The organism is Clostridium thermobutyricum (genome assembly GCF_000371465.1).
Classification (GTDB): domain Bacteria; phylum Bacillota; class Clostridia; order Clostridiales; family Clostridiaceae; genus Clostridium; species Clostridium thermobutyricum.
Genome location: NZ_KB850956.1, coordinates 1,146,763 through 1,170,480, shown reverse-complemented (window position 1 = coordinate 1,170,480; position 23,718 = coordinate 1,146,763). Strand labels below are relative to the sequence as shown.

Sequence of the window (23,718 nt, the reverse complement as noted above, 5' to 3'; positions counted from 1 at the left end):
TTTAATGTTATCTATAATTATGCAAACTTATTTTATATTAGAATAGTTTTAATTAATTTTATTAAGTAAACAAAAAAGTCTATCCTAAATGGATAGACTTCTTAACTAAGCTTTATTTTTATGATAATTATAAATATAAAATGGAACCCCTAATAATAAAAGTATGAATCCCCACATTACTGTTTCTGCCCCTGAACCATATATTGTCCAAATTGAATACACAAAAGCTAAAAGAGGAACTATAGCTCTCTTTATAAATATTTTTAAATTAAACTCTTCTCCTACTTTAAACATAAGCATTATTTCAGCAGCTGCTGTTAAAAGATATATAGGTAAAAATGAAAGTGTTGCAAGTATTGTTATAAAAGTAAATGCATCTACCATACTTTGCTGATAATTCATTATAAGAAGTATATTAACTAATACAGATCCAATTATTAATGAATTTGCTGGTGTTTTGTATTTAGGATGTAATTTTCCAAAAAACTTTGGAAATACTCCATCTTCTCCTGCTGCATAAGCAACACGTGCAGTTGAAAGAAGCCATCCAATAGTTGTCCCTAAAATACAAATAACAACTGCGAATGTTATTGGCTTTCCTACTGAACTTCCTAAAATTTTTGAAAGAATATCTGTAAGCGGTGCTTGACTTTGGCTTAACTCACTATTTGGCATTGCTCCCATAGAAGCTAAGCTTATTAATATATAAATTACAGATGCAATAAGTATTCCATATATTGTACTTTTTCTTACATTCTTTTTAGGATTTTTTATTTCTCCTGCTGTAACTGTTGCACTTTCCATACCAACAAATGCCCATAAAGTCGAAGTAGCTGCTAATGGAATTGTGCTAAATCCTTTTCCTTCTGGTATTAATGGTAAAAGATTTCCTGAATCAAAATTTAAAAAAGCTATAACTATGAATACAAGGAAAAATAAAATTTTAAAAACTGTTGCAAAACTTTGTAATTTTCCTGCTTTTTCAACTCCAACTATATTTATTATTGTAAAAATCCAAAGTATAGCACTTGTATATATTATTGATACAAGAGGATTATTTAAAACTGGAATAACAGCTGCACTATAACTTGCTAGTGTTACAATTATTGCTGCATTTCCTATCCAAGAACCATTCCAATAAAGCCATGCACTTAGAAACCCAGTAAATTCTCCAAATGCTGTTTTAGTATATTGGTATGCTCCTCCTGTTTCAGGATATCTAGTACCTAAGTTTGCAAATGATAAGGCTATTAATATAGAACCTCCTGCTGTTATTATCCAAGCTATTATTGTAGATAATGGTCCTGAAACACTAGCAAGAGTTGCTGGCAACATAAATACTCCTGAACCTATCATATTACCACATACAAGCATGGTAGCCATAAAAAGACTTATTTCTTTTTTTAAATTTCTGTCCTCCATTTAATCCTCCTATGTTTTTATTCTTTTTCTCACAAATGTAATTGTATCAAATTCGTGACTTTTGTCAATTTTTGTTCATAAATTCAATAAAAAAAGAAGTAAAAATTTAAAATTTCTACTTCTTTCCATACTAATCTCTTTACTAATCTCTTTCTTTGTTAAATAAACTTTTCATAGGTTTAATTATTTTTACTTTTGTTAAAGCCTTTATATATCCATTTTCAGCAGCACGTTTATATAATTCTAATGCTCTTTCCTCATCTCTTCCAACAAAGTTGCCTTTTTCAAATAATTGAGCTAGCTTATACTGTGCTTCTCTATTTTCTTTTTCTGAAGCAATACTATACCATTCAATACATTTTATATCTTCTTCTTCATATAAAATGTCTCCTATTTCAAGAGCTAATTCTCCAGCTTTAACCCTTCCTTCTTCATTACCATCAGTTTCAGATTTATTATACCAATCAAAAGCTTCCTCTTCGTCTCTTTCTACCCATTCTCCAATATTATATATTTCTCCAAGCATAAATGAAGCTTCTGGGTCATTTTGAGTAGCTAAATCAATATATATGTTTATAAGTTTATTTATACTTTCTTCTACACCTTTTTCAGCTGATATCATGTAGTATTCCATATATTTTTCTTTATTTTCTTCAACAAAATCACCATTAAAGAATATATCTCCCAGATAATGATAATAAATATACTCTCCTTCATTACCTTTATTTTCATATATTTGGATTAGTTTTTCTATAGCTTCTTCATATCTTCCAAAACTTGCTCTTTTATAATATTCAATTGCTAAATCTATATCTTTATAAAATTCATTTTCATAATATATATTTCCTAATAGATAGCTTGCCTTTATACTTCCTAAATCAGAAGCTTCTCCTAAATAATCCATAGATATAATAAGATCTTCATGATTATTATACCTATCTAAATAATATTCTCCTTCTTTTAATAATCCATTTATATCTCTTTTATCTATTTCTTTTGGTTCTTTCCTATCTAAATTATGTTTTTCTAAAGAAAGCTCTTCTGATTGTTTATTTATAATATCATTATAATTTTCTTTTTTTAATTCTTTAATGATATCTAATTTCTCTAAAATTAAATCTAATTTTTTATTTTCCAAACTGTTTTCCCTTAATTTATTCTTTAATTCTGCATTTTCATCTATTAAATATTGTATTTTACTTTCTAAAAAATTTATTTTATTGCTTATATTTTTTAATATATCTTCTTTTTTCTCTATAATTTCTTTTTCCAACCCCTCCATGCTTTTACCTCCCATACATATTTCTAAATATATCGCATAAAATCAACTAATTTTTTATAAATATATTATACTATTATTTTTAATGATTAAAAAAGGTCTTTTTTCATATTAACAAATTCTTCTTTAGTTATTAAATTTAAATCTAATAATTCTTTTAATTTTAATAAATTTTCTAAATCATGACCTTTTTCTTCATACTCTAAATCTTCAATTGTAAATTTGTTTAAAAATTCTTCTTTAGCTTCTAATATATCTATTTTCTCTATTTTAGAATTTAAGTAATTAGTTATCTTATCCTTTCCAACTCTTATTCCTTGTAATTTAGTTATAATATCCATATAATTTTCTGCTAATACCCCATTTTTTATTTTTATCTTTTTATTATTATAAATTTCTCTTAATGAATCTTCTAAAGTTTCTATTTCATCTTTATCAAATGAAAATCCTTTAATTGATAATTTATTTATAACTATATTTTTTATTTCATTTTCTGAATAATCATTAAGTCTTATATATTCTAAGAATATTCCACCAAGTTTTGTATTTCTATATAGAAGTTCTTTTATCTCTTTCTCTTTTCCTCCTAAAATAAGTACTATCTTTCCGCTATTTTTATTCATAAAATCTATTAATTCATTTATATAATAAACTCCATTTTTATCTTTTAGTATGCTATCTAAATTATATAAATAAACTGTTTTTCCTATGTTCTTTCCTAAAATACTATCAACAGAATTATTTTTTAATTTTTCACTTAACTCTATTCCTTTTATTCTTACTAAGTTTTTAGTTTTTGTTAAACCTAAAGAAAATAATTCTTCACTTATAGTTTCAGCAAAAATACTTTTTCCTGAACCTTCATCTCCGGAAAGAATTATATTTAAGTCTTTAGGAGCTGATACAGATATACCTTTTTTTCTTCTAAACTCTCTAAGTTTTATTAGTTCTGCTATGTTTTTAAATATTCTCTTTTCTTTTTCTCTTCCTATTATATTTAAAGTTAACTTATCAAAGTCTATTACATTTCTAGCATAATCTCCGACACTTTCTATATCTTTAGCTGTTATTAAATTCATATCATAAGTACTTATGTCAGTTTCTGAAATTCTTATACTTTGAATTCTAATTAAATTCTCTACATAGTTTCTAACCATACGCCCATTTCCTGATTGAGCATCTGATTCTTCATATATATTTTCAAAGCTCTTTTTAAGCCATACATATCCATTTTTAGATAACTTAAAGCCTTTATTATTTATAATTTTTACAGCCATATCTAAAAGTTCTTCAGGATTATAATCTTCAAACTTAGTCCATAATGGGAATCTTGATTTTAATCCTATATTTACATCAAAGAAATCTTCAAGTTCCTTTTCATATCCTGCTAAAATAACAACTACGCTATTTCCATAATCCTCTATAAGCTTTAATAAAGTTTCTATGGCTTCTATTCCAAGTTCATCATTTGCAAGAGTATAAGCTTCATCAATAAATAATACTCCACCAATAGCTTTTTTAAACACTTCTTCTGTTCTTTTTGCAGTACTTCCTTTTTCTCCAGTTACAAAGCTACTTCTATCTGTTTCTATTAATTGACCAGTTTTTAGAAGTCCAATACTATTAAGCATTTCTGCTACTAATCTAGCTATACTAGTTTTTCCTGTTCCTGGATTACCTGCAAATACCATATTTAAGTTTTGGTCTATTTCAGTATGAATTCCAACTGATTTTCTTTTTTCTTGTGCAATAATTAATTTATATTGATCCCTTAAAAGTCTCTTAACGCTATGAAGCCCTATAATTTCTGAAAGCTTCTTTTCTAAATCAAATTTAGTTTTTACTTTAAAGTTAAAGTTTTCAAAATCAAGGACATCTATACCTTTTCCTTCTCCACTAATATATTTTTTAGAAGCATCCATTATTGCATTTTCAACTATATTTCTTACAAATCTAGCATTACCTAAATCATTTTTACCTGATATTTGGTTTTTATAAAATAATTCAATTATTTCATTTTTAATTTCTGGATTTATTTCATAACCTTTTGCTTTTGCAATATTTATAGCAATATCATACATTTCTTCTGGAGTATAATCATAAAAATGAATTGTATTTGGGAATCTTGACTTTAATCCTTGATTTATAGAAAAGAATCTTTCCATATCTTTTTCATATCCAGCCATTATAACAATAAGATTTTCTCTATTATCTTCTATTCCTTTTAATAAAGCATCTACTATTTCTTTTCCCCACTTATCATCTTCACTTTCACATAAAGAATAAGCTTCATCTATAAATAATACTCCTCCCATAGCTGAATCTATAATATCCATTGTTACTTTAGAAGCATCATTTACATTTTCAGAGACAAAATCACTTTTACTTACTTCTCTAAATACTCCATTAGATAAAAGACCTAATGCATTAAAATATTCAAATGTTACTCTTGCTGCATTTGTCTTTCCTGTTCCTGCATTACCTGCAAAAATCATATTTAATGAAGGAGAAGTTACTTTTAAACCTAATTTTTTTCTTATTTTTTGTACCTTTACATTATTTTCAACATTTTCAATGAAATCTTTTAATTCCTTAACTCCTATTATAGAGTTCAATTTATATTTAGCTTCTTCTAATGTTGTGTCTGAATAGTTACTTAAATTATATTCTTCACTTCCATCACTACAATAAATACTATCTTCTTTTCTATAAACTATTAGATTACTTCCCTCTTCAAGTCTTTCTCTAACTATAAGATTTTTAACTGGCTTTAATACTGTATAATTTACATATTTTTTTATATCTAACTCTTCATCTGATCTAAAACTTTCATAAATAAATTTACTTAAATCATATTTTCCATCTTCTATACTTTCATTTAGGTTTATCCATAAATCAATTTTATAGTTTTCTTTTATCATTTCTATATTTGATGAAAGAATTCTTTTTATTATCTCGTATCTTTCTTTAAGAGTTAAACTTTTACTTTTAAAAACTCTATCAACTCTATTTAGATAATCTTTTCCAAATAATTTTTCTATATCTAAATCTCTATCATCTGATACAAAAATAAAAAATTTACTGTGACAAACAATTTGATTAAAATCTGATTTCTCATCATTTTCTGCTCTTACTAAAATATCATTTTTCATTATGTAATTATCCATTAAGTTTAAGCAACTATTAGGATATATACTATTTATTAAATTTAAGATATCTTTACTTCCTTTTTTCACATTTTTAAAAATTATTCCTTCTGAATCACTATTTAAACTTCTATATAAATCTGTTAAAAATGCATTATATCCAAATTTAAAATTATATGAACCTAAATCTATAGTATCTATTTTTGATGATTTAGTTTTTCCTTCTTTATGTAATAATTCAAATAGCTTTTTAACTAAAACTTTCTTTCCAGTATCTTTTTCACCTTTAATAAAAATTACACTTTTTTCTTGTTTATCTATCTTATCATAAAAATAATTGCAAACTTCATTAATTAATTCTTCTTGTCCTATTAACATTTCATTTAACTCTTTTTTAATATCTTTTATCATTTGTTTCTCCCCTCATTTGATAATTATTATTAAATAATAATATACGCTCTTTTTTTATTTATTTCAACTCATTCTTATTATTTATTTTAAATTAAAATTCTATGCTATTGTCTTATAAAAGATTTAAATATATACTTTTTATATAACAATTTAATATGAAAGGATAGATGATTATGACAAGCTTAATATTAGAAGGCGGAACATTTAGACCTATATTTAGTGCTGGAATTATGGATGCTCTTCTAGATAATGATATTATGGCACCTTATTGCATCGGAGTTTCTGCTGGAATTACTAATGCTTTCTCATATCTTTCTAGACAAAAAAGAAGAAATCTAGAGGTATTAGAAAACTTTAGAAATGATAAGCGTTATTTAAGTTTTAAAAATTTATTTAATTGTAGAAGTATATTTGGTTTAGATTTTGTTTTTGATACTATACCAAATGAAATTAATCCATTTGATTATGATACTTTCAATAAATACACTGGAAAAGTATTAGTAGGTGTAACTAATGCTTTAACTGGAAAATCTGAATATTTAAATGGAATGGAACTTGATAAAAAATGTACTATGTTAAGAGCTACATGTGCTATTCCTATGGCTTTTCCTAGCATAATGATAAATGGAACACCTTATTTTGATGGTGGACTTTGTGATCCTATTCCTATAAGAAAAGCCATAGAAGATGGAGCAGATAAGCACTTAATAATTTTAACTAGACCTAAAAGTTATAAAAAAGAAATTAGTAGAGGTGTAAAAATAACTGCAAAACTTCTTAAGAGAAAATACCCAAAACTTACACCTGTATTTTTAAACAGACATGAAAAATACAATGAAACAGTAAAATTCTGTGAACAACTAGAAAAAGAAGGTAAAGCAATAATTCTTAGACCTAGCGAAGAAGAAAAAATCGAAAGCTTTGAAAAAGATGTAAAAAAACTTCATGAAGCTTATGATAATGGTTATAAACTAGCTATGTCTAGGATGGATGAAATTAAAAAATTATTTTCTAACTAAAAAGCTAGCAAATTTTATTTTGCTAGCTTTTTTATTATTTATTTTTGAATTTTTTAAATAATCCAGCAATACCTATAGCTGCTGCTGTTACTCCAACTCCAATTGCTACCTTTTTCTTTGTTACAGGATTCTTTTTAATAACTGTTTCTGTCATTTCAATTGTAGAATCTCCGAAATTATTGTATTCAGTATAAAGAGCTTTTAATAACTCATATTTTTTTCTTGAAAAATTCTTCATAAGTGATGTATTACATCTCTCTATATAAACTCCTAAGCTTTCTTTTGGCTTTCTTTTTATTTCATCGCCATTATCTTCATCAAATACATCATTTTCAACTGCTTTACGTTCTAACTCTTTTAATTGAGCTTCATTTCCGCTCCATAATAATGCATTTAGAAGTTGCTCTCTTATTTCTCTTATCATCATATTTTCTCTGTTCATATGTATACCTCCAATTCCTTAACTATTATATATAATCTCACACTAATTTTATTTAATTCTTTAATTTTATTATACCTTATTTATGCGATTTTGAAATTAACAAAATTATGTCAATTTTAAATAAATAAAATATTTAAAATTGACAAAAAAAAAAGATAATTTAAAATAAAACATTTTAAATTATCTTTAATAAAATTTAATCTATTTTCTTTCTTTTATTCATTATTTTTTTTGAAAATAATAAGCCTAAAATTAATATTATTATAGGTATGATAAATTCTGGTGAAAAAGGCTTGTCAAAATTTTTACCAAGAATTGAATAACATATAGTTTCAGGCATTACACCTAATAGAGAAGCTATTATAAAACTTCTATAAGATACTTTTGTAAATCCACAAGCATAACTTAATGGGTCATATGGTAAAATTGGTGGTAATCTTAGTAAAAATAATATTTTAAAGCCGTTATGTTCTAAATTTTCATCTAGTCTAAGCATTCTCTTTCCAAGCAGTCCTTCAACAAAATCTCTTCCTAGTAGCCTTGAAATAAAAAATGCTATTGTTCCTGTTATAAAGAATCCTATCATTGTAAGTATAAATCCTTTAACAGGGCCAAACATCATTCCTCCTGCTATTGCTATAATGTTTGTAGGTATAATAAGGAAAAATGGTTTAATAACGTATATTCCTAAATATATAAGTGATGAAAATGTGCCTCTTTTCTCAATAAAATTAAGTACTTGTTCAATTTTAATATTCATTATTGCATGTCTATTTTCAAATAAAACAAATAATGCTAAACCTATTAAGACTAAAAATATACAAAATTTCAATTTTATATATTTATTTTTTTCTCTTCCAATCATTAAAAATCTCCTTAGTCGTTTAAAATAAATTTCATTTGTTTACAATTTTTATATATTCATTATATCATATAACTATTCTTTTTCATAATAAAAAATAGTAAAAAACACCATTTAGCGCTTTTTACTATTTTTTATACTATAAATTATTATCATTATATTTCTTCAACTTCTGATGGTTCATCAGCCTTTGTTAAGAACTCATTTAAGTCATTATATGAACTTTTAGCGAATTCTTGGAATGTATCTTCATCAATTTCAACAAACGCTCTACTATTAACTACAACTAAATCTCTCATTATCATTTTTACATCTATTTTTCCAACAACTCTTACTAAACTTGCTGCTGTTAAAACATTTAAGATTCCCTCATAATGCTCTCTGTTGTTTATTATAGCATTATTAATCTTTGGTAAGCTTTCTCTATAGTCAAGTGTAACACACTCATAAAATTCACCATCTTCATCATATAATTCTAATGCTAAATTATTTGTATCTAAATATCTTTCCATAACACAAGATAAATTTAATCCATCCCAATGAATTTTCTTGTTAAATACTTTCATATTTTCCATGATTAATAATACCTTCTTTCAAAAATTTTTACGACTATTTAAAAAATAACTCTCTACTTTGAATAATTTACTTTTTAATTATACCGTAATTATGAGTAAATTAAAAATTATAGCCATAATTTTTCAATATATATCATTTTTATTTATAAATAGATTATATTTTAAAACTAGACTTTTGTCTATATTTATGGATTATAACTTTGATTTTATTTAATTTATAGTTATTTCACCATATTTTTCATTTGTTTTCTTTTCTATAACATTAAATTGAACTTTTTCTTTAAATATAGGCCCATCAAATACAAATGTATGATATTCTCCATTTTCGCCACATACATCTGACCCAGCTTTTTTTATATCAATAATTAAATCCTCATCTAAGATTTTTCCTAAAAAATCTTCATTTAATATATCTAATCTTACTTTTTTTATTACTGCCTTAAAACCCCTTTTTATAAATTCTAAAGTTAATTTTTCTCTATCTTCATTCCATAATGGTAAAATGCCTTCAATTTCAGCTTTTTTACACATATCTAAATCCCATTTTCTATGAAGCTCTATATCAATATCTCCAAAAGCGCATAGTTTAGCATCATATCTATCACTTGCTTCTTTTAAAGCAGAAACAAAATTTTCTTCATATTTATCTGCACTACAATTTGCAAATAACAAATCTATTCCTAGACTTTCAGAAACCTTCTTAACTAAATTTTTATTTATTCCATGAAACCATGAATCTTCACCATCTCCAGTAGTAACTAAAATACAAACTGGTTTATATCCCCTTTCTATCATTCTATATAAAGTCAATGTACTATCTTTTCCACAACTATATGCCATTATAAAATTTTTACTCAACCTCATTACTCCTTTACTTTAACTAATTAATCTTTAAAGCTTTTTATTTCTTATAAAAACAATTAAATCTATTCTATTATAAATTATTAGATTTTTTCTTTAGTATCTTATATAAAATATATCCAATAAATAATATAACAAAAATTATGACTATAATGTAAATATATTTTTTAGAAATTTCAAATATATATTTTATATTACTTCCAAAAAAGTATCCTAAAATAAATAATATTCCATTCCATATTCCAATTCCTATAGAAGTAAAAATAATAAAATATTTTATATTTAATCTTTCAACTCCAGCTACTAAAGATATGTATGCTCTGGTAAATGGCATTACTCTGGCAATTAAAACTACCATATTTCCATGTTTCTCAAATAAAATTCCTATTTTGTTTATGATAGGTCCTGATTTTTTTATTTTCACTTTTATAAAATTTAAAATTTTTCTTCCACCTAAATATCCTACTAAATAAGTTGTTAATGATCCTATTACACCTCCCAATATTGTAGTTAAATAGGCTACTATTAAATTATATTCTCCTTTAGCTGCCATAGCACTTATAAACGGAATTATAACTTCACTTGGAGGAGCTGGAACACATGCATATTCAATTCCGGATGCAATAAAAACTCCAAAGTATCCTGAAGTATGAACTAGTCCCATTATATTTTTTATTATCATATGAATTAAATCCATTAAATTCCTCACTTCAGTTGAATTTTTTAACATTTCTAGCCTTAATTATAAAATAAATATTTTAATATTATTATTATTTTTCTATTAAATTTATATTTTTAGGGAATTATAAAAAAGAAATATTTAATATTTTTATGTGTTTAAAAATATATTTTAAATAAAATAAGGAGTGATTTAAAATGATAAACTGCACAGTTCTAAATTGTTCTCATAATGCTAATGGTAATTGTAAGGCTAATAGAGTTGATATTGGAGGTGCGTTAGCTAGTGAAGCTTCTGCTACTTGTTGTGGATCTTTTTTAGATAATAAACATTATGGTGATTTAACTAATAGTACAAATAGATTTACAGGCGAACCTGCACTTGTTTGTTCTGCTGAAACTTGTGAACACAATAAAAATAAACTTTGCTCACTTTCTTCTATAACTGTAAAAACTAATACTGATACTAAAATTTATACAGAAACTTTTTGTAGCGATTTTGATAAATAATAATAATAAAATTAAAGGCGAATATTTCTATTCGCCTTTAATTTTTATTTTTCAACTAATTCCATAACTTCTTCTTTTGTAGCTTTTACAGTAAATATCATATCATTATCAATTTTTATTTTACATTCTTTTGAATTTATTTTTATTTCATCTGAAAATTTTCCTTTGCAAATTTCTTTATATCTTGTATCTGCAATTTGGACATTAAATCCACCTTTCATTCCAGTTATTTTTAAAGTTGCACCTTCTTTATCATCAGTTTTTATGTTTATATCTATAATATTATTTCCTTTATTAAAACTTAGAACATTTTGTGGTATTTTTTCTACTTTTACCTCTCCAAACATAGTCATAAATCCACCACTTAATTTTATTTTTGTCATTAATGTTGTTGGATACTTTTCAGATACATCCTTTAATAATTTTCCTAATTTATAAGTTGTTAAATTTAATTCCATTTCTTTTCTCTCTTTCTTCATGTAATTTATTAACTATATAATACTACCATTTTACTCGGATTTCAAACTCTTCTATATGCAAATCATTCTTATTTAACAGATTTATTACAATTTAATATTTATTTTAATTGTATAATATTTATGTAAATAAAAATTTATACACTAATAATTTTTATTTATTATATTTAATAAAAACTAAGGAGCCCTAACATGAATTACTTTTTAATTGCATTACTTTCATGCTCAATTGGAAGTTTTGTTGGATTAGGTGGAGACATAATAATAATCCCCCTATTACTTTCACTTGGTGTACCTAAAGCATTAATATCTATAAATACTGATTTAACAATGCTTTTTATGACATTTATGTCTACATTTATATATAGAAAAAGACATCAAGGTGATTTTAAGACAGCTGTATTAATTGCTATTGGTATAATTCCAGGAGCATCTCTAGGTGTATATATAAATAGTTTTATAACAGTACATATATTTAATTTGTTCTTTATAATATTATTATTCATCTTAATATTGATTATGTTTTTTGAAAAAAGGCTTCCTAAAATAATTCTTCCTAATTGGACTAAACCCTTTGTTGGACTTTCTATTGGAATTATATCTGGATTATTTGGTCTTGGTGGAGCTATAATGCTTATACCAATTCTTTTAATTTTTTATGGGTTTGATCAAAAAGGCGCATCTGCAACAACACTTTCACTTGTATTTATAAGTACATTTATAACAGTTAGTAATTATTATTTTAGAGGATACCATAACTTAACTTATTGTATTTTTATGATTCCTGGTGCTTTATTAGGTTCAAAAATTGGAACTTTTTTCAACAAAAAAGCTTCTAATGAATTAATTTCTCTATCTTTTAAATTAATATTAATAGGAATCTTTATTAAACAGTTAATAATGTTATTTTATATTTAATAAAAATTTTGTATATATATCTCATTTGTTTACAAATAATATATATGTACAAAGTTTTTTTACATTTTTCCAGTTTATTTTTAACCTTTTTGTAATTTTTTCATAATCTGCATTGATATAATTAAGAGGAATTAAAAATTAAATTAGATTAGTTGGAGGTTAGTTACATGTTAAAAGTTGGAGTACTTATGGGAGGAATTTCTTCAGAAAGAGAAGTTTCATTAGATAGTGGAAATAACGTTATTGAACACTTAGACAAATCAAAATATGAAGTTATTCCTGTTGTAATAGATGACAAACTAGATGTATTTGAAAAAGTTAAAGGATTAGATTTTGCTCTTCTTATGCTTCATGGTAAATTTGGTGAAGATGGTAGAGTACAAGCTATATTGGAAACTTATGGAATTCCTTATTCAGGATGTGGAGTTTTAGCTGGTGGATTAGGAGTAGATAAAGATATAAGTAAACAAATCTTAAGATACCATAATATAAGAACAGCTGATTGGTTCGTTGTTAAGTCAGTTGAAGAAATCGATTATGACAAAATCGAAGAATTTGGTTACCCAGTAATGGTTAAACCAGTAAGTGGTGGTGGAAGTGTTGCTACTTTCATAGTTAAGAAAAAAGAAGATGTTGAAGAAGCTGTAAGAGAAGGTCTTCTTTGGGATGAAGAAATAATGATAGAAAAATTTATCGAAGGTGCTACTGAAATAACTTGTCCAGTACTTGATGGTAAAATGTTACCTGTTCTTCAAATAGATCCAAAAGGAGAATTCTTCGATTATCAATCAAAATATACTGCTGAAGGTGCTGACAGATATGTTATAAACCTTCCAAAAGAATTACACGAAGAAGTTGAAAGAATGGCTGTTGGAACTTACTATGCTTTAAAAACTAGTGTTTACACAAGAGTTGATATGTTAGTTAAAGATGGTGTTCCTTATGTTCTTGAAGTTAACACATTACCAGGAATGACTAAAAACAGTCTTTACCCAGTAAGCTTAAAAGGTGCTGGAATTGAAGTTTCAGACTTCTTAGATACAATAATCGAAAAATCACTTGCTGTTAGAAAAAAAGTTTTCGCTTTAGATGATGCAAGAAACAACGGTGTTGTAGTTAAAGAAAAATAGTAAAATAAAAAAAAGACCGATAAATTCGGTCTTTTTTATTTTGCCATTTTTTTAGAAACAGACATTATTATAAATGGAAGTACAAGTATAATTATAAATACTATTATTAATAAACTTGTATATGAATTAACTTGACTCTCTTTTACCCCACTTGGAGGAATAAATGAAATTATAAATGCTATAACAGTAAAAATTAATCCAATAATTCCTATAAATAATTTAATAAATTTATTTTTTGATATTCTATATTTTCTTTCTAAATTATCATATTTCCATGTTAATCTTATGTAAGCTAAGAAAAATAAAAAATATGCTGTAAGATATACTATAACTGTAAGAGTCATTGCCATAAAAAATGAATTATTTGAAGTCCCTGCCCCAAAAGTAATTATAAATGCCCATATAGTTACTAATACTCCTTGTATTATAAGTATATATGATGCTACATCATTTTTATTTCTTTTAGCTATTCTTTTATCAAAAAGTCCTTTTTCTCCTGCTAATGAAAGTCCTCTACTTGGACCTATTATCCATGCACTAACTTCTGCAATTGAACCAAGACAAAGTAAAATCGCTAATATTTTTACTACTATCTTAAAATTTCCAAAATGATTTAAAAGACTTGTAAAAGCTTGAAAAACACCTTGATTTAAGCTTAATTCTGATTTTGGTACAACCATTCCAATTGATAATGCACCTATACTACTTAAAAGTACTGCAAGTATAAGTAAAATTATTATTGCTCTTGGATAATCTCTTTTTGGATTTTTCATATCATTAATATGTGTTGCTGAAACTTCAAGTCCCATATATGAAAGCATAAATGATACTAAAACAACTAAAGAACTCTTATTATGTAAATTAGGGAAGAATGTATTTTTATCCATTACTAAATGTATAGGATATCCTTTAAATATATAAATGCCTGTAAGAATAAATAGAAATAATGCTGGAATTAATATTCCTCCAATAAATCCGATTTTAGCTATTAATGCAGTTTTGTTTATTCCTTTTAGCTGTACATAAGTAATAAGCCAAAATATAATTATTACAGATAAAAACTTTAATATTGGATTTGAATTTATCTCTTCAATTCCTGTGGCATAAGCTATAGCTCCAACTATAAAATAAATCATTGTTACAGCTCCTATTGTAAAAACTATAAACTGATAAAATATATGAGCAAACCCTAATTTTTTTCCTAATGTATTACTTGTCCAAGTAAATACTCCTCCCTCTTGGAAGTCTTCAACTGTTGCCATTTCTGCAGCACATAAACAAACTGGCAAAAACCAAAACAATCCACCAACTAATAAATAAAATATTGAATTAAATCCGCTAGTAGCGAATGTTGGATATTCATAAATTTCTATTAATATTGAACTTGTAAGAAATAAAAATCCAAACATACTTAAATTTTTTTTATTCATTTTTAACTCCTCCTTTATCTTTTGTTTCTTAAACCAAGAAGGAGAAAAAACAAAAGCTATCTTTTGATTTTTCAGACAAAAGATAGCTAAATATTCCTAAGTAACATACTCTTATCTCTCAGAAAATTATTTCTGCAGGATTTAGCACAATTCTCAAATTTGAGCTGTTGCTAGGCTTCATAGGGCCAGTCCCTCCACCTTCTTGATAAAAGATTATTTATTTATTCTTATTTTAAAATTATCTATATGATATTTCAAGTTAAATTTATGTGAAAATTTGAAATAAATTTTATTTTCTATTTAACACTTTTATATGGATACCTTCTAATATATCTAAAGTTTTTTCATGCATCTCTTTATCAAAACTCGCACATAAATTGGCATCAACTATGATATCACTATTTATATATGCATTTTGAAACATTACTACATTGCTTAAAAGGCACATATTTGTAACTATTCCTATTATTTCAATCTCAGTTATATCTCCAAAATCTTTTTTGATTTCACAAAGTGACTTAGGAGATATTCCAAAAGCTTTTTTCTCTAATAAAAATATTTCTTTATTATTTTTTACTATATCTTCTAATTTTCCATAAATACTATGTCCTTTTGTTCCCTTTATACAATGAATTATGGGGAAATTTTTTCCCTCTCTAGTTTCTAAATAATTTTCTCCATGAGTATCAAGAGTACAAATAACTCTATCTCCACTATTTAAATATTTTAAAACCTTATTGCATATTCCCTCTTCTAAATATTTAGCTTCTTCAAAGCCAGCTGATCCATCAACAAAATCTTTTTGATAATCTACAACTACTAATAACTTTCCCATATTTCCACTCCCCTTAAATAAATTTATATAAATATTATATTTTATATAAATAATAGAGACAATATAAATTTATACTGTCTCTATTATTAAAATTAGTTATTAAATAAACTATTTATTTGATTATTCATTTCATTTATTTGTTTATTCATATTATTTTGTATTTGTTGCATAACTTTATTTTCTGCTTGCATTTGCTTAGCTATATTATTTCTGATCTCTGTTCCAACTTTATTTTCATTATTAGCTATTTTTTCTACTAATTCTGTTTGTTCTTTAGTTAATTTTGAATCTTTTGAAACTATCCATTTATTATTGTCTTTATTTAGTTCTATATTATTTAATGTTACTTCTTTTTGATCTTTTCCTGCTAATTTATATTTTAAATCCATCTTTTCATTTTTTCCATCTGGATTTATACTTACACTTAAATTATCAAAGTCTTGTCCAAATAATTTTTGACCTAAAACATTTAATATATCACCATTATTGTTTTCATTATTAGTTTGAATTGTATTTTGTATTTGGGCCTTTTCTAGATTTTCTATTCTCTTATTTTTATTATATATTTCTACTCCACAAGCAATTATAGCAACTACTAAAATTCCAACAATAACCCAACTTATTATTAAACTTTTACGTTTCATAAATAATCACTCCTTTTTCTATTGTTTTTTATAATTATATCATCTTTAAATTGTTATTTTATCTATTTAATTTTTACTTAAGAAATCTTTAGTTTTATCTTAAGAATTATATTTTATCTTTACTGGATTCCCATAAATTTCTATAAAGATGCCCTTAAATGCTTTTATTTCTTCTTTATTATGAGTTATTATTATACAGGTTTTTCCTTTAGCTTTTTTCTTAATTAATTCAATTATATTTTTTTTATTATCTCTATCTAATCCATTAAAAGGTTCATCCATTAAAAATATATCTCCATCATATAAAATTGCTCTAGCTATATTAATCCTTTTTTTCATTCCACCACTTAATTCATAAGGATATTTTTCTAAAACATCTTTTAAATTCATTTCAATCAATAATTTTTCTATCTCTTTTCTATCCTTTAAAATTAATTCTAGATTTTTTTCTACTGTAATCCATGGAATAAGTCTATCTTCTTGAAATACATAAGAAACTTTTTTATTAGATTCTAAAAGTCTATTTTTTATTATGTTTAAAAGTGATGTTTTTCCTACTCCTGACTCTCCTATAATAAAATTAAATCCATTTTCTTTTATATTTATTTCAAAATCTTTAAACACTTCTTTTTTATAAGTTAAATTTATATTTTTAAAAATCATCTTTCTCTCCATATAATATAAAGTTTTTATTTATTATTTTTAAAATTATATCTATTATAAAAGTTATAAAAACTATTATTATTATCCATGCAAAAATTCCTACTGTATTAAAATTCATTTTGTCCATTTGTATTAAAGTTCCTATTCCATAATCAGGTTGTCCATAAACTTCTCCTGCAATTACTACTTTTAAAGTAAGAGAAATAGTTGAACTTAGTATATTAAATAAAGAAAAAATAATTTTAGGACCATATATATTTTTTATTCTATTTAAAAATGAAATTTTAAATGTATCGCACATCTCTATAAGTTCTCTATCAATATTTAATATAGATGAAATTATTACATCATAAAAAATAGGATATGAAATAAAAAACCCTATTAAAAATGGAGCAAAGCTTTTATCTACCCAAATTAATGCTATAACTATAAATGCAATAGTTGGAATTGATTTTATTAGTAAATTTATTGGATATAAAAAATTATATATGTATTTATTAAAGGCACTTATAACTCCTAATATAACGCTTATTAAAATGGCTATTAATACACTTATAAACCCTCTTAATATTGAGCTTGTTATTGAGTATACTACTTCTTTAGTAAATAAAATATTATAAATTTCTATTAAAATATTTTTTAAAGTTGGAAAATATATATCATTATTTATTTTTCTAGAAACTAAAAACCATATCAGCCCTAAAATAAGGACTGATATAGCCATAAGTCTTCTATCCTTCATAGAAGATTTTTTCATCTGGAACTTTTCCTCCTATTGATTTAGAATTTTCTTTTTCTAAAATTTCATAATACTTAATATATTCTTCTTTTGTTTCTTTAGCTTTTTTAAACTTTAAGTTACTATTTTCTATTGATTTTGAAGCTATATCTTTATTTATTTTTCCACCGTTATTAATAAATAACTCTACTACTTCATCTTTGTTTTCATTAGAAAATAAAATACTCTTCTCTACTTTTTCTAAAAATAAATCTATAAATTCTTTATCATTTTTTATTAAACTTTTTTTAGCTATAATAGTTGATTGCGGAAATCCTTCTTCTACACCAAATATTTTCTCCCACTCTTTATTTATATTTAGGATTATTTTTATGTTTTTATTTTTACTCATTAATGTACTTAATGCTGGCTCTGGTACAACTGCATATTTAGCTTTTCCACTTAAAACAGCTGGTAAAATTTCTGTTCCACCACAAACATAGCTTAAATTTATCTTATCTATAAGATTTTTTTCTTTTAAAACTGTTTTAAAAACTAAATCTGGAGTCAATCCTTTTCCTATTCCAAACACTTCTTTTCCTTTTAAATCCTCTAATTTAGCTTCCCCTTCTGTAGAAATTAAGTATAAAGAACCGAATCCTACTGTTCCTATTATTTCATAATCAAGCCCTTTATTATAAGCTTGTGCTGCTAAATTTGAAGGAACTATAGAGATATCTGGATTTTCTTTCATAACTTCTGCTACAAGTGTATCAGGTGTCCCTTCTATTTCATATTTCATTGAAAAGTCTTTTATATTTTCCTTTGAAGATACCATTTTTTCCATTCCAATAGCTGGTGTACCATCAGGAATATATACTTTTACTATCTTCTTATCATTTTTTATTTCTCTTTTTTCAGAGACTATATCATCACCTAAAATAATAAAAAAAGTTATTACTATTAATAATGTTATTATTATTTTTTTCATAAATCCCCCTAGAATATTTTTCCATTTTAATTTTATCATTTTTTGAAAAAAAATAAAGCCAAAGAAATTTTTCTTTGACTTTAAATATCAATATATAAAAAAGGTATTTCCATTTCATCTTTGCTAAGTCCTCCATGGACTCCTTTCACATTTACACTAAACATTCCCTCTTCATAAAACCATATACATTTATTTTTTAATGGTAATATTATAATATCACCAATTCTTTTTTTAGCTTTTTTAGTTAAATTCTTAAATATATTTAATTTTTCACATTCTTCTATTGTAAAAACCAAGGCTTTTCCTTCTAAGTGCTTTTTTAATATTTCTTTTAATTCATCTATATATTCTTCTTTAACATGTAAAAAAACATCTCTATAATATCCACATGGAGAATATATGTCACCTCTTTTATTTCTTTTTAAATATTTATATATATTTTCTATCTCTAAATTTAAATATATAATATCATCTAAATCACTTTCTATTTGCCCATGATCTGCTGAAAGCAACATAACTGAATTTTCAATAGAGTCTTTTATTTCTTCATAAAAGCTATCTAAAAATATTAAAAAGTTTTCTACTTCTTCTCCAAAATTTTTAGAAGTATCTCCAAACTCATGCCCTATAGAGTCTATTTTAGGAAGATAAATATAATAATACTCTTTTTCATTATTTCTCTTTAAATCTTCTAAAAGCTTTTCTCTTAAATCTTTATAGCTATCAAAATTTTTTAAATTTGCATCTCTAAACATATATTTACTATAAGTACTACTATTTAAATTAGTATTTTGATATGCTATAGTTTTTATTCCATTATCTAAAAGCTCACTAAAAAAACTTTCTTTTGGAAGAAAATCTTCTGGTTTAATTCCTAAATTTTTTAGATTTTCATTTCCTTTAAAAAAAGTAGATTTAAATAGAAATGCAGTTATATTATCATCAACTATTGGCTCATAGTAATACCAATCTCCAATCCCATGATTGTTTACATCAAGATTTGTTAAAGCAGTCGTTATTTCTCCAGAAGTTGAAGATGGAAATTGTGCTGTTAACTTTGATACTATACCTTTTTCCTCAAATAAACTTAATACTTTCGATTTATTTTTATATTTAGAATAAAATTTCCATCCAAATGCATCAACTAAAAAAATATTACTTTATTGCATTCTTTCCCTTTTTTTATAGTATCCTTTGGAAGACTCTTTTCATCTTCTAATCCAAATAAATTTTTTATAGTTCCAAATATATTTGAAAAGCAATATGAATTATATAAAGGAATAGTAAATTCACCTATTTTACTATTATTAACTTCATTTATTGAACTTTTATTTAACACTACTTCACCACCATAATTTCAATTAATATATACTATTATACCAATAATTTTAATTTATATTCTTTTCTCCTCTACTGTTTCTTTTCTGCTTACAAACCATAATAAAAGTGCGCCTCCAATTATAAATGCATATCCTAAAAATGCAAGTTTATCTGGCATATCTCCCCATATAACATATCCTAAAAGTGTAACAAATATTATACTTGAATAGTTATAAACAGATATTTCTTTAGCTGCTGCAAATCTATATGCAAAAGTAAGAGTAAATTGTGTTACTGTTGATGATATCCCAGCTGAAAGAAGAACTATTAATTGATATTCTGTTGGCATTTGAAAATGTATAATCATTAATGGAACAGATAAACACATTGAAAAAAATGCATAAAAGAAAACTATTGTATTTGGATTTTCTTTTTTTCTAAGAGTTCTTATACAAGTAGCAACTCCTGCTCCTAAAAATGCAGATAATATAGCTGCTAATGAAGGCAATAGTGCATAACTACTTCCTGTTGGCTTAACTACTAATATAACTCCAATAAATGCAATTATAAAAGATATAATATGTATTTTTTTTATTTTTTCTTTTAAGAAAATTGCTGCAAATATTACAGTAAATATTGGACTTATTTTAGTTAGTATTGTGGAGTTTGCAATCATCATATGGGAAAGAGACCAATAGCTACTCCATACTGCTAAAGTACCACATAAAGCTCTTAAAATTAAAATCCATCTGCTTCCCTTATGCCCAAAAAATACTCCTCCACTTTTCTTTATTACAATTATAGAAACTATAATTGTAGTAACATTTCTTAAAAAACTTTTTTCATAAACAGGAACATTTCCTCCAAGAGTTATTAATGTTATTGTTATTGCTCCAAAAAAACATGAAATTAAAAGAAGTAATATTCCTTTTTCCTTATTCCCGATAATATCTCCTCCATTCTTACTTTTATATTATAACTTTTTTATTAAATAAACTTTTTAATAAAGCATTAATATTAAAAAAGCTACCTTTTTAAGGTAGCTTTTTAATTAATTTTTTAATATCTCTCTTATATAAAAATATTATTTTACAAAGTTATTTATAGTTTTTATCATTTTCTTTAAATTTTCTTGCTCAATTGTTCCTTCATCTATACCAAGGCAATTTCTAGCGTAGTTTTCTATAATAAGTCCTCCAACATTATTTATGGCTGATCTTACTGCTGATATTTGAACAAGGACATCACCACAACATGTATTTTTTTCCATCATTCCTTGAATTCCTTTTACTTGGCCTTCAATTCTCTTTAATCTATTCATTATATCTTTTCTTAACGCTTCATTTTCTTTTATATATAAATCTATATTTTTTTCGTCCATATCTTTTTCTTTTGCCTCCCTTATAAATTATCCCATTCCAATTTTACCTTATTTTATTACTTATTTAAAGTTAATTTAATATCTAAATCCTTCTCAATATCAATTATCTCTCTTTTTGCTCTAGCCATTTCATACATATCTTTATATATAAGCTTTTCTGAATTGTTATCTGAAAGTTCTAAATAGTTATTTAAATTTATATACTCTTTATTTATTTGCTTTTCTATTAAAGATTTTATACACTTCATTCTAATTTTACCATTTAGCTTTAATCTTATATCAAAATATTCTCCTAAATTAAAAGTATTTTGTATGCTATTTATTATTATTCTTTCATTATCCATTAAATTCATAATCTCTTTATTATTGACTAAAAGTTTATTTAGAATAATTTTATTTTCTAAAGCTCTTCCATGAAGAATTATATTTTTTATTTTTTCTCTTTCATCTTTATTATTATATATATTTACAACACTTCTAAAAGCTTCATCACAACATTTTATATATTTTTCTAATAAAACAACTGTTTCTTTTTTAAGATTGTATGGGAATATATATTTGTTTCCTAATAAAACTACTAAACTTCCAATAAGGATAAATACTATTCTCCATTCTGTTGCAACCGTTGCATTAGTTATATTAACTGTTGCTAATCCTAAAAACATAACTGTTATCATAATAACGTTTTGCATATATTTCTTAAAATGAATATATAAATAAACTGCTATTAAAATAATAATTATTCTTTCAAATTCATGAATAAATATTAAAGATAATATGTAATAAATTGCTCCACCTATAAGAGTTCCAAGTATTCTTTCTTTTGCCCTATTTCTTACTGTCTCATTATATGGTTGTGAAACTGATGCTATAGTAAATATTATCCACTTACCATATTCTATATGATAGTACTCTACTATAAAATAAATTATAGAAATAATAAGAGCTGTCCTAAATGAAAATACAAATCTTACAGATTTAGTATTAAAATCTTCTTTTATTAATTTTATACTTTCTTTTATGTCTTTATATCTAAGTTTTTTCTTAACTTTTAATTCACCTTGTTCTATTTGCCAAAGATCTACTACTAATTTTTTAAATGTTTCTACTGTACTTGCTATTTCAAAAATATAAATGTTATTTTTATCTTTGTATTTTTCTAAATAATTAATTATGTAATATTCCAATTTTTCTTCAGATATATTTCCATATATAAAACTTCTTATATTTTTTAATATATCTCTCAAATCTTTATGTATTTCTTCTATGTTATTTATATTATAATATATGTCTTTATTTATTATTTTACTATTTATATCTTCTAACTTATCTAAAAGAGCTATTAAGTTAAGTTCTAGATTTTCTTTATAATTTAAATAGAAACTTCTTCCTTTATATTCTAAAAGTTCTCTACTCCAAGAAGCATTAACTTGTTTAAAAGCTTCTAAATTTTTATTTGAATTCTTTATATTATTATCATCTATATATGTTATTAAAAAGTCTAAGCTTCTTTTAAGTCCACTCATAGGATTTTTTTCACAAACCTTTGAATAAAACAGCTGGAATAAAACTGCTATTATTCCTAAAAATCCTAATGCTAAAACTCTATATAATAATTCTCTTCCTTCTACATTACTTGTTAAAAGAAGTGTATATCCAAATAAAAATGGATAATATATAGATTTATTTAAGTTATATACAATTGCATATAAAAGTATAAAAATTCCTATAAAATTAATAAATAAACCTGAATACACATTTATATTAACAAAAAACGGTAATGCACCTATAAACATCATCAGTATAGAAACTTTTATTATACTTTTTATTGGAGCATTTGAAAAATTTTTATTTAATATACCAACAAGTATAAATACTGCGTTTGCTCCTACCATTAAATTGTCTTTTCCTAAAAATAATATTGAAATTAATATCGCCGTCATTGATAAAAGAAATATTCCACCATTTCTTAATACGGAGCTCTTATTCATTTTTGCACCTCTATTT

At 24.5% G+C, this 23,718-nt stretch carries 24 protein-coding genes and 1 riboswitch; of the genes, 4 read left to right on the top strand and 20 right to left on the bottom strand.

The window, feature by feature from the left end:
• Positions 1-105 precede the first annotated feature (105 nt).
• The 3 genes from HMPREF1092_RS05395 to HMPREF1092_RS05385 form a co-directional block, all read right to left on the bottom strand.
• On the bottom strand, positions 106-1,422 hold the full coding sequence (locus tag HMPREF1092_RS05395) for an APC family permease (protein ID WP_002597618.1): 1,317 nt from the start codon (positions 1,420-1,422) through the stop codon (positions 106-108).
• Between the two features lie 142 nt (positions 1,423-1,564).
• The gene (locus HMPREF1092_RS05390) at positions 1,565-2,704 is read right to left on the bottom strand and encodes a tetratricopeptide repeat protein (protein WP_002597617.1); all 1,140 of its coding nucleotides are present in this window, start codon (positions 2,702-2,704) and stop codon (positions 1,565-1,567) included.
• Between the two features lie 86 nt (positions 2,705-2,790).
• The gene (locus HMPREF1092_RS05385; protein ID WP_002597616.1) at positions 2,791-6,258 is read right to left on the bottom strand and encodes an AAA family ATPase; all 3,468 of its coding nucleotides are present in this window, start codon (positions 6,256-6,258) and stop codon (positions 2,791-2,793) included.
• 173 nt (positions 6,259-6,431) lie between these two features.
• Between HMPREF1092_RS05385 and HMPREF1092_RS05380 the strand changes: the two genes are divergently transcribed.
• Positions 6,432-7,277 carry a patatin-like phospholipase family protein gene (locus HMPREF1092_RS05380; RefSeq protein WP_002597615.1) on the top strand — a complete coding sequence of 282 codons (846 nt, stop codon included), beginning with the start codon at positions 6,432-6,434 and terminating at the stop codon, positions 7,275-7,277.
• Between the two features lie 34 nt (positions 7,278-7,311).
• Here HMPREF1092_RS05380 and HMPREF1092_RS05375 read toward each other — a convergent pair whose 3' ends face one another.
• From HMPREF1092_RS05375 to HMPREF1092_RS05355, 5 genes are all read right to left on the bottom strand, one after another.
• Entirely contained in the window at positions 7,312-7,719 is a 408-nt protein-coding gene (locus tag HMPREF1092_RS05375; RefSeq protein WP_002597614.1) for a hypothetical protein, read from the bottom strand.
• A 196-nt stretch (positions 7,720-7,915) separates the two neighbouring features.
• A complete protein-coding gene (locus HMPREF1092_RS05370; protein ID WP_002597613.1) occupies positions 7,916-8,584 on the bottom strand; it encodes a TVP38/TMEM64 family protein in 669 nt (222 codons plus the stop codon).
• A gap of 152 nt (positions 8,585-8,736) precedes the next feature.
• A complete protein-coding gene (locus HMPREF1092_RS05365) occupies positions 8,737-9,156 on the bottom strand; it encodes a hypothetical protein (RefSeq protein ID WP_002597612.1) in 420 nt (139 codons plus the stop codon).
• Between the two features lie 210 nt (positions 9,157-9,366).
• The gene (locus HMPREF1092_RS05360) at positions 9,367-10,014 is read right to left on the bottom strand and encodes a Dph6-related ATP pyrophosphatase (RefSeq protein ID WP_002597611.1); all 648 of its coding nucleotides are present in this window, start codon (positions 10,012-10,014) and stop codon (positions 9,367-9,369) included.
• A gap of 76 nt (positions 10,015-10,090) precedes the next feature.
• Entirely contained in the window at positions 10,091-10,714 is a 624-nt protein-coding gene (locus HMPREF1092_RS05355) for a DedA family protein (RefSeq protein WP_040413619.1), read from the bottom strand.
• Between the two features lie 179 nt (positions 10,715-10,893).
• On the opposite strand from HMPREF1092_RS05355, the gene HMPREF1092_RS05350 reads away from it, so the two are divergent.
• A complete protein-coding gene (locus tag HMPREF1092_RS05350; protein ID WP_002597609.1) occupies positions 10,894-11,205 on the top strand; it encodes a DUF1540 domain-containing protein in 312 nt (103 codons plus the stop codon).
• Positions 11,206-11,249: 44 nt separating this feature from the next.
• Here the strand turns inward: HMPREF1092_RS05350 and HMPREF1092_RS05345 are convergent, their stop codons facing one another.
• Positions 11,250-11,684 (bottom strand): UDP-N-acetylglucosamine pyrophosphorylase, encoded by a 435-nt coding sequence (locus HMPREF1092_RS05345; protein WP_195970305.1) that lies wholly within the window; start codon positions 11,682-11,684, stop codon positions 11,250-11,252.
• Between the two features lie 189 nt (positions 11,685-11,873).
• Between HMPREF1092_RS05345 and HMPREF1092_RS05340 the strand changes: the two genes are divergently transcribed.
• On the top strand, positions 11,874-12,599 hold the full coding sequence (locus HMPREF1092_RS05340; RefSeq protein WP_002597607.1) for a sulfite exporter TauE/SafE family protein: 726 nt from the start codon (positions 11,874-11,876) through the stop codon (positions 12,597-12,599).
• 167 nt (positions 12,600-12,766) lie between these two features.
• Positions 12,767-13,729, top strand: a complete 963-nt coding sequence (locus HMPREF1092_RS05335; RefSeq protein ID WP_002597606.1) for a D-alanine--D-alanine ligase — start codon at positions 12,767-12,769, stop codon at positions 13,727-13,729.
• 35 nt (positions 13,730-13,764) lie between these two features.
• Here the strand turns inward: HMPREF1092_RS05335 and HMPREF1092_RS05330 are convergent, their stop codons facing one another.
• The 11 genes from HMPREF1092_RS05330 to HMPREF1092_RS05280 all read right to left on the bottom strand — a co-directional run bounded on the left by HMPREF1092_RS05330 (position 13,765) and on the right by HMPREF1092_RS05280 (position 23,702).
• Positions 13,765-15,159 (bottom strand): amino acid permease, encoded by a 1,395-nt coding sequence (locus HMPREF1092_RS05330; RefSeq protein WP_002597605.1) that lies wholly within the window; start codon positions 15,157-15,159, stop codon positions 13,765-13,767.
• A gap of 108 nt (positions 15,160-15,267) precedes the next feature.
• Positions 15,268-15,371: riboswitch (SAM riboswitch) on the bottom strand.
• A gap of 77 nt (positions 15,372-15,448) precedes the next feature.
• Complete coding sequence (locus HMPREF1092_RS05325) at positions 15,449-15,994, bottom strand: cysteine hydrolase family protein (protein WP_002597604.1); 546 nt, start codon at positions 15,992-15,994, stop codon at positions 15,449-15,451.
• A 92-nt stretch (positions 15,995-16,086) separates the two neighbouring features.
• Positions 16,087-16,638 carry a hypothetical protein gene (locus tag HMPREF1092_RS05320; protein WP_002597603.1) on the bottom strand — a complete coding sequence of 184 codons (552 nt, stop codon included), beginning with the start codon at positions 16,636-16,638 and terminating at the stop codon, positions 16,087-16,089.
• 99 nt (positions 16,639-16,737) lie between these two features.
• Positions 16,738-17,301: an ATP-binding cassette domain-containing protein gene (locus HMPREF1092_RS05315; RefSeq protein WP_002597602.1), complete on the bottom strand. Its 564-nt coding sequence runs from the start codon at positions 17,299-17,301 to the stop codon at positions 16,738-16,740.
• On the bottom strand, positions 17,291-18,058 hold the full coding sequence (locus tag HMPREF1092_RS05310; protein ID WP_002597601.1) for an ABC transporter permease: 768 nt from the start codon (positions 18,056-18,058) through the stop codon (positions 17,291-17,293). The genes HMPREF1092_RS05315 and HMPREF1092_RS05310 overlap by 11 nt, the downstream gene beginning before the upstream one ends.
• Positions 18,033-19,010, bottom strand: a complete 978-nt coding sequence (locus HMPREF1092_RS05305; RefSeq protein WP_002597600.1) for an ABC transporter substrate-binding protein — start codon at positions 19,008-19,010, stop codon at positions 18,033-18,035. Before HMPREF1092_RS05305 ends, HMPREF1092_RS05310 begins: the two co-directional genes overlap by 26 nt.
• Positions 19,011-19,090: 80 nt before the next feature.
• Positions 19,091-20,164: an alkaline phosphatase family protein gene (locus HMPREF1092_RS16740; RefSeq protein WP_081606291.1), complete on the bottom strand. Its 1,074-nt coding sequence runs from the start codon at positions 20,162-20,164 to the stop codon at positions 19,091-19,093.
• Positions 20,155-20,349, bottom strand: a complete 195-nt coding sequence (locus tag HMPREF1092_RS05295) for a hypothetical protein (protein ID WP_002597598.1) — start codon at positions 20,347-20,349, stop codon at positions 20,155-20,157. The genes HMPREF1092_RS16740 and HMPREF1092_RS05295 overlap by 10 nt, the downstream gene beginning before the upstream one ends.
• A gap of 54 nt (positions 20,350-20,403) precedes the next feature.
• Entirely contained in the window at positions 20,404-21,255 is an 852-nt protein-coding gene (locus tag HMPREF1092_RS05290) for a DMT family transporter (protein ID WP_278244374.1), read from the bottom strand.
• Positions 21,256-21,414: 159 nt separating this feature from the next.
• The gene (locus HMPREF1092_RS05285; RefSeq protein ID WP_002597596.1) at positions 21,415-21,711 is read right to left on the bottom strand and encodes a metal-sensitive transcriptional regulator; all 297 of its coding nucleotides are present in this window, start codon (positions 21,709-21,711) and stop codon (positions 21,415-21,417) included.
• 56 nt (positions 21,712-21,767) lie between these two features.
• On the bottom strand, positions 21,768-23,702 hold the full coding sequence (locus HMPREF1092_RS05280; RefSeq protein ID WP_002597595.1) for an FUSC family protein: 1,935 nt from the start codon (positions 23,700-23,702) through the stop codon (positions 21,768-21,770).
• Positions 23,703-23,718: the final 16 nt, after the last annotated feature.

Bases quoted from the DNA above. Each gene is read 5' to 3' on its own strand.
- HMPREF1092_RS05390 (WP_002597617.1), bottom strand. From the start codon at position 2,704: ATGGAGGGGTTGGAAAAAGAAATTATAGAGAAAAAAGAAGATATATTA.
- HMPREF1092_RS05350 (WP_002597609.1), top strand. From the start codon at position 10,894: ATGATAAACTGCACAGTTCTAAATTGTTCTCATAATGCTAATGGTAAT.
- HMPREF1092_RS05305 (WP_002597600.1), bottom strand. From the start codon at position 19,010: ATGAAAAAAATAATAATAACATTATTAATAGTAATAACTTTTTTTATT.
- HMPREF1092_RS05385 (WP_002597616.1), bottom strand. From the start codon at position 6,258: ATGATAAAAGATATTAAAAAAGAGTTAAATGAAATGTTAATAGGACAA.
- HMPREF1092_RS05375 (WP_002597614.1), bottom strand. From the start codon at position 7,719: ATGAACAGAGAAAATATGATGATAAGAGAAATAAGAGAGCAACTTCTA.
- HMPREF1092_RS05365 (WP_002597612.1), bottom strand. From the start codon at position 9,156: ATGGAAAATATGAAAGTATTTAACAAGAAAATTCATTGGGATGGATTA.
- HMPREF1092_RS05315 (WP_002597602.1), bottom strand. From the start codon at position 17,301: ATGATTTTTAAAAATATAAATTTAACTTATAAAAAAGAAGTGTTTAAA.
- HMPREF1092_RS05310 (WP_002597601.1), bottom strand. From the start codon at position 18,058: ATGAAAAAATCTTCTATGAAGGATAGAAGACTTATGGCTATATCAGTC.
- HMPREF1092_RS05395 (WP_002597618.1), bottom strand. From the start codon at position 1,422: ATGGAGGACAGAAATTTAAAAAAAGAAATAAGTCTTTTTATGGCTACC.
- HMPREF1092_RS05345 (WP_195970305.1), bottom strand. From the start codon at position 11,684: ATGAAGAAAGAGAGAAAAGAAATGGAATTAAATTTAACAACTTATAAA.
- HMPREF1092_RS05355 (WP_040413619.1), bottom strand. From the start codon at position 10,714: ATGGATTTAATTCATATGATAATAAAAAATATAATGGGACTAGTTCAT.
- HMPREF1092_RS05340 (WP_002597607.1), top strand. From the start codon at position 11,874: ATGAATTACTTTTTAATTGCATTACTTTCATGCTCAATTGGAAGTTTT.
- HMPREF1092_RS05285 (WP_002597596.1), bottom strand. From the start codon at position 21,711: ATGGACGAAAAAAATATAGATTTATATATAAAAGAAAATGAAGCGTTA.
- HMPREF1092_RS05380 (WP_002597615.1), top strand. From the start codon at position 6,432: ATGACAAGCTTAATATTAGAAGGCGGAACATTTAGACCTATATTTAGT.
- HMPREF1092_RS05280 (WP_002597595.1), bottom strand. From the start codon at position 23,702: ATGAATAAGAGCTCCGTATTAAGAAATGGTGGAATATTTCTTTTATCA.
- HMPREF1092_RS05325 (WP_002597604.1), bottom strand. From the start codon at position 15,994: ATGGGAAAGTTATTAGTAGTTGTAGATTATCAAAAAGATTTTGTTGAT.
- HMPREF1092_RS05330 (WP_002597605.1), bottom strand. From the start codon at position 15,159: ATGAATAAAAAAAATTTAAGTATGTTTGGATTTTTATTTCTTACAAGT.
- HMPREF1092_RS05370 (WP_002597613.1), bottom strand. From the start codon at position 8,584: ATGATTGGAAGAGAAAAAAATAAATATATAAAATTGAAATTTTGTATA.
- HMPREF1092_RS05335 (WP_002597606.1), top strand. From the start codon at position 12,767: ATGTTAAAAGTTGGAGTACTTATGGGAGGAATTTCTTCAGAAAGAGAA.
- HMPREF1092_RS05320 (WP_002597603.1), bottom strand. From the start codon at position 16,638: ATGAAACGTAAAAGTTTAATAATAAGTTGGGTTATTGTTGGAATTTTA.